This is a genomic window from Streptomyces sp. M-16, from assembly GCF_052114405.1.
Classification (GTDB): domain Bacteria; phylum Actinomycetota; class Actinomycetes; order Streptomycetales; family Streptomycetaceae; genus Streptomyces.
On the sequence record NZ_JBFRER010000225.1, the window covers coordinates 1 to 5481 of the forward strand.

At 72.7% G+C, this 5481-nt stretch carries 7 protein-coding genes; 2 read left to right on the forward strand and 5 right to left on the reverse strand.

Translation table 11 applies throughout. From position 1 onward, the window contains the following. A partial coding sequence (locus tag AB4039_RS41185; protein WP_442273201.1) for a polysaccharide deacetylase family protein occupies window positions 1-679 on the forward strand: 679 nt, incomplete at its 5' end. Window positions 680-682: 3 nt separating this feature from the next. Here the strand turns inward: AB4039_RS41185 and AB4039_RS41190 are convergent. The 5 genes from AB4039_RS41190 to AB4039_RS41210 form a co-directional block, all read right to left on the reverse strand. Then, window positions 683-1543 (reverse strand): alpha/beta fold hydrolase, encoded by an 861-nt coding sequence (locus AB4039_RS41190; protein ID WP_266845082.1) that lies wholly within the window; start codon window positions 1541-1543, stop codon window positions 683-685. Then, window positions 1543-2178 (reverse strand): TetR-like C-terminal domain-containing protein, encoded by a 636-nt coding sequence (locus AB4039_RS41195; RefSeq protein ID WP_266845081.1) that lies wholly within the window; start codon window positions 2176-2178, stop codon window positions 1543-1545. The genes AB4039_RS41190 and AB4039_RS41195 overlap by 1 nt, the downstream gene beginning before the upstream one ends. A gap of 149 nt (window positions 2179-2327) precedes the next feature. After that, window positions 2328-2552, reverse strand: a complete 225-nt coding sequence (locus AB4039_RS41200) for a DUF5988 family protein (RefSeq protein ID WP_266845079.1) — start codon at window positions 2550-2552, stop codon at window positions 2328-2330. 161 nt (window positions 2553-2713) lie between these two features. Continuing rightward, entirely contained in the window at window positions 2714-2920 is a 207-nt protein-coding gene (locus AB4039_RS41205) for an acyl-CoA carboxylase epsilon subunit (RefSeq protein ID WP_266845078.1), read from the reverse strand. Next, complete coding sequence (locus AB4039_RS41210; RefSeq protein ID WP_266845077.1) at window positions 2917-4494, reverse strand: acyl-CoA carboxylase subunit beta; 1578 nt, start codon at window positions 4492-4494, stop codon at window positions 2917-2919. Before AB4039_RS41210 ends, AB4039_RS41205 begins: the two co-directional genes overlap by 4 nt. A 235-nt stretch (window positions 4495-4729) precedes the next feature. On the opposite strand from AB4039_RS41210, the gene AB4039_RS41215 reads away from it, so the two are divergent. Continuing rightward, the coding region (locus AB4039_RS41215) for an alcohol dehydrogenase catalytic domain-containing protein (protein ID WP_442273202.1) at window positions 4730-5481 on the forward strand (752 nt) is incomplete at its 3' end.

A 5481-nucleotide genomic window follows, 5' to 3' on the forward strand; every position in this document is an offset into this window, starting at 1 on the left:
GGGCGCGCAGGGCGCCGCCCACACCGCCCCCCAGGAAGCCCGCACCGCCGCGCACGGCGCCGCCCGGACCCCGCTGGCGATCACCCGGCTCGCCCAGGGCCCGGGCCACGACGTCGCGATCACCATCGACGACGGCCCCGACCCCCGCTGGACGCCGCAGGTCCTCCAGGTGCTGCGGCAGAACCACGTCAAGGCCACCTTCTGCATGATCGGGACCAACGCCCGGAAGTACCCGGACCTGGTGCGCGCGGTCGCCGCCGACGGGCACCGGCTGTGCGACCACACCTCCGACCACGACGAGACCATGGACCACAAGCCCGTCGCGTACCAGCGCCGGCAGATACTCGACGGCAAGGCCATGATCCAGAAGGCCGTCCCGGGCGTCGCCGTCGACTACTACCGCGCGCCGGGCGGCGCCTTCACCCCCGACAGCCGTGCGGTGGCCACCGAGAGCGGGATGCAGCCCCTGGGCTGGAGCGTGGACCCCAAGGACTGGAGCCGTCCGGGCCTGCCGGCGATCGTGTCCGCCGTGGAGGGCAAGCTGCCGCAGCAGCCGACCGTCCTGTTCCACGACGGCGGCGGCGACCGCAGCGAGACGGTCGCGGCGCTCAAGCAGTACCTGCCCTGGCTCACCGCGCGGGGCTACGCCTTCACCTTCCCGGTCCGCGCCACCCCGTAGCCCTCACCGGGCCGCGGCGACCGCGCGTTCCCGGTCGTCGAGGACCTCCAGCAGCCGGGCCGCGAACTCCCGCGGCCGCTCCGTGCAGCCCAGGTGCCCGCCCGGGAACTCGGCGAAGGCGGCCCCCGTCAGCTCCGCCAGCCGCCGGGCCGGCCCGTACAGTGCCGGCTGCGGGCGCGAGTCCCGTCCGGCTGCCGTGACCAGCCGCGCGGAGGCCTTCCGCAGGGCCGGCAGGTCCGCAGTGGTGCCCGTGAAGGAGCGCAGGACGTGCTCCAGGAAGAACGGCATGTTGCCGTACGCGCGCGGCATCATCTCCCGTACCTCGGGGGCCGGTTCGTCCGGCTCCCGCTCCGGCCGGGCCTCCCCGAGGCCCTCGCCGAAGCGCTTCATCGCGGGTCCGCCGCCCTCCTTCAGGAACAGCGCCCGGACCTCGGCGAACAGGGCCCGGTACGGTGCGGGGTCCTCCAGCACCTCCACCAGCGGCGGCTCGTGCGCCACCACCCGGCGCACCCGCTCCGGGTGGCGGGCCAGCAGGTCGAGCGCGACGATCGCGCCCGCGCTGCAGCCCAGGACGTACGCGGGCTCGTGCGGGGAGACCACGTCGAGCAGGCGGCACGCGTCGTCGGCCCAGTCCGCGGGCCGCTGTTCGGCGGGGGACCCGTCGAGGGTGCTGCGGGACTGGCCGCGCGGGTCCTGGGCGACGACGGTGTACCCGGCGTCGGCGAGCGCGGGGGCGATCGCCGCGTACACGGCGGCGTCGGCTCCGCCCCCGGGGATCAGCAGCAGTACGGGGCCGCTGCCCCGCGTCTCGTAGTACAGGGTCGCTCCGGGCACCTTGAGGGTGCGGGCTGTGGGCGTGTGCATCAGCGGTCCTCCCCGTCGTCCTGCGCGCCGTCCTGCGCGCCGTCTTGTGTACGGTCTTCCGCGTCGTCGCGGGACGGCCAGTTCTCCAGCGTCACGTGCAGCGCGTCGAGCGACCGCGCCCAGGACTCCCCCACCGTGCGGGAGTGGTTGAACCCGCCGCCGAGTTCGAGGTGGACGAAGCCGTGGAAGGCGCTGCGCAGCAGCCGGCCCGCGTCGGTCAGGTCCGGCTCGCGGAGCCCGTAGGCGCGCAGCATCCCGTAGGTCAGCTCGATGCTGCGGCGCAGGGCGGCGGAGTCCACCACCTCCTGCGGCCCCAAGCGCATCTGCGTCGCCTCGTACCGGCCGGGGTGTGCCAGGGCGTACGCCCGGTAGGCGTCGGCGAAGGCGACGAGCGCCTCCTTTCCGGAGCGGCCCGCGACGGCGTCCGCGATCCGCCCGGTCATCTCCTCGGACGCCAGCAGCGCGACCCGCACCCGCAGGTCCCGCAGGTTCCGCACGTGCGAGTACAGGCTCGCGTCCTTGACCCCGAAGTGCCGCGCCAGCGCGGACAGCGTCACCTTCTCGATGCCGGCCTCGTCCGCCATGGCGGCGGCCGCCGCCACGAGGACGGCGGCATTCAGTCCCGCACGTACCACGGGACATCCCCCCGATCGTTGCCTAGATCATCTAGGCAGAAACCTAGGGGGTCCAGGTTCTGGTTGTCCAGCCACATACGGCGGGAGCCGTCCCGGCGCGCTCTGCGCCCGGACGGCTCCCGTGTGGTCTTCCCGCGTGGCCGCTGCGCCTACTCGGCGATGTAGGTGTGGCCGCTGTAGGCGAAGACGAGGAGTTCGAGTTCGAGCTCCGGGTCCACCACGGTGCCCCCGGTCGGCTCGAAGTGTTCGTACCGGTTCCCGTTGAGGACCTTCACCTTCGCGTTCGTGTCCTCCACGTAGCGGACGCGCTCCAGCTCTTCGAGATTGGACGCGGGTCCGCCGCTGAGAATGACGTTCGGGCTCTGCACTGTCATGGTCGTCGTCTCCTTCGGCCGGGTGCGGAGGCAGCAGCCTCACTGCCTGCCCGCACAGGATCCGGGGTGCCGCTAAAGCTGGTCTTAAAGGGGAGGACCCGCGGGACCCGCGGGACCCGCGGGAGCCGCGGGATCCGCAGGCCCGGGGGAACCCGTGGGCCCTACGAGGCCCAGGCCCCCGGGGCGCGGAAGTCCCCGTCCCCGACGGGCCAGTGGGTCCGGGCCGGCCGGGGATCGGGCGGGGAGATCTCGGCGCCCATCATCCGTGCGGTGAGCAGCGCGGCGATGGCCGCGACCTCCTCCAGCGTGGGGGACCCGCCCACCACGTGGAAGGCCGCCTGCTGCAGCTGGGCCTCGGCGGGGCTCACAGCGGCAGGTTCCCGTGCTTGCGGCTGGGGCGCGGCACGTGCTTGCCGCGCAGCATCTCCAGCGCGTCGATGAGCCGGGACCTGGTCTCGGCGGGGTCGATGACGTCGTCCACAAGGCCTCGTTCCGCGGCGTAGTAAGGGTGCATGAGCTCGCTCTGGTACTCCTTGATCTTCATCTGGCGCACCGCGTCGGGATCGTCGGAGGCGGCGATCTCCCGGCGGAAGATGACGTTCGCGGCCCCTTCGGCGCCCATCACGGCGATCTCGTTGGACGGCCAGGCCAGCGCGATGTCCGCGCCGATCGAGCGGGAGTCCATGACGATGTACGCGCCGCCGTAGGCCTTGCGCAGGATCAGCGAGATCCGCGGCACGGTGGCGTTGCAGTACGCGTACAGCAGTTTGGCGCCGTGCCGGATCACCCCGCCGTGCTCCTGGTCCACGCCCGGCAGGAAGCCGGGTACGTCGACCAGCGTCACCAGCGCGATGCTGAAGGCGTCGCAGAACTGCACGAAGCGCGCGGCCTTTTCGCTCGCCTGGATGTCGAGGACGCCCGCCATGCACGACGGCTGGTTGGCGACGATGCCGACGGTCTGCCCGCCGAGCCGGGCCAGGGTGCAGACGACGTTCTGCGCCCACCCGGCGTGGATCTCGAAGTGCTCCCCGTGGTCGACGACCTCCTCGATCAGCTCGCGGATGTCGTAGGCCTGGTTGGGGCGCGACGGCACCAGGTCGGCCAGGCGCTCGCAGCGCCGCCCGGCCGGATCCTCGGTGTCGGCGGCCGGCGGCAGCTCGCGGTTGTTGGCGGGCAGCAGCGACAGCAGGTAGCGCACGTCCTCCAGGGCGCTCTGCTCGTCGTCGTACGCGAAGTGCGCGACGCCGGAGGTGCCCGCGTGGCTGTCGGCCCCGCCCAGGGTCTCGCTGGTGACGGCCTCGCCGGTGACCGCCTGGACCACGTCGGGACCCGTGATGAACATCTGGGAGGTGCCGCGGACCATGAAGACGAAGTCGGTCAGCGCGGGGGAGTAGGCCGCCCCGCCGGCGCACGGGCCCATGACCACGGAGATCTGCGGGATGACCCCGGAACTGCGCACGTTGCGGGTGAAGATGCCGCCGTAGCCGGCGAGCGCGGTGACGCCCTCCTGGATGCGGGCGCCGGCGCCGTCGCACAGGCCCACCAGGGGAGCCCCGGTGGTCTCGGCGAGGTCCATCAGCTTGTGGATCTTCTGGGCGTGCGCCTCGCCCAGCGCGCCGCCGAAGACGCGGAAGTCGTGGGCGTACGCGAAGGCGGTCCGCCCGTGGACCAGGCCCCACCCGGTGATGACGCCGTCGGTGTGCGGCTTCCTGTACTCCAGGCCGAAGCCGGTGGCACGGTGCCGGCGCAGCCCCTCGATCTCGGTGAACGTCCCCTCATCGAAGAGGAGTTCGAGACGTTCGCGGGCGGTCAGCTTCCCCTTGGCGTGCTGGGCCTCGGTCGCCTTCTCGCTCGGACCGCGTACCACCTGCTCCCGCAGGACGGCGAGCTCCGCCGTGCGTTCCCGCAGTGACGCGAACCGGATCTCCTCCTGGGTGCTCATGAGGACCCCTTTCGACGCAGACGCGCCGGTCCGGCCGGTGCGCGGCGACGAGCGTCCGGCGGCGGGCTAAAGCCGGGCTTGCACGCGGCCCCCGGAGACCGCCGGCGGCTCCGCCCGGAACCCGGGACACCCCCTACCCGGCCCGCGCGGACCCCACTGCGCGGGCCGCGCCCGGGACTTCGGGCGCCGGGGTGCGTATCAGTGGAACGTCACGTCCGAACCGCCGGAGGCCACTGTGAAGGAAATCCTCGACGCGATCGCCGCGTCGACCGCATCTGGCAGCGGTTCTCCCGCTGTCACCGCCGCCGACTTCGCGGCCCTGCCGCTGCCCGAGTCGTACCGTGCGGTGACCGTGCACAAGTCGGAGACGGACATGTTCGCGGGCATCGCGACCCGCGACCGCGACTCCCGCAAGTCCCTGCACGTCGAGCGGGTACCGCTGCCCGAGCTCGGGCCCGGCGAGGCCCTGGTGGCCGTCATGGCCTCCTCGGTCAACTACAACACCGTCTGGAGCTCGATCTTCGAGCCGCTGCCGACCTTCGGCTTCCTGGAGCGCTACGGCAGGATGTCCCCGCTCGCCGCGCGCCACGACCTGCCGTACCACATCCTCGGCTCCGACCTGGCGGGCGTCGTGCTGCGCACCGGCCCCGGCGTCAACCGCTGGCACCCCGGCGACGAGGTCGTCGCCCACTGTCTGTCGGTGGAGCTGGAATCGGCGGACGGGCACAACGACACGATGCTCGACCCGGAGCAGCGGATCTGGGGCTTCGAGACCAACTTCGGCGGCCTCGCCGAGATCGCGCTGGTCAAGTCGAACCAGCTGATGCCCAAGGCGCACCACCTCAGCTGGGAGGAGGCCGCGTCCCCGGGCCTGGTCAACTCGACCGCGTACCGCCAGCTGGTCTCCCGCAACGGTGCCGGGATGAAGCAGGGCGACAACGTCCTGATCTGGGGCGCCAGCGGCGGCCTCGGCTCCTACGCCACCCA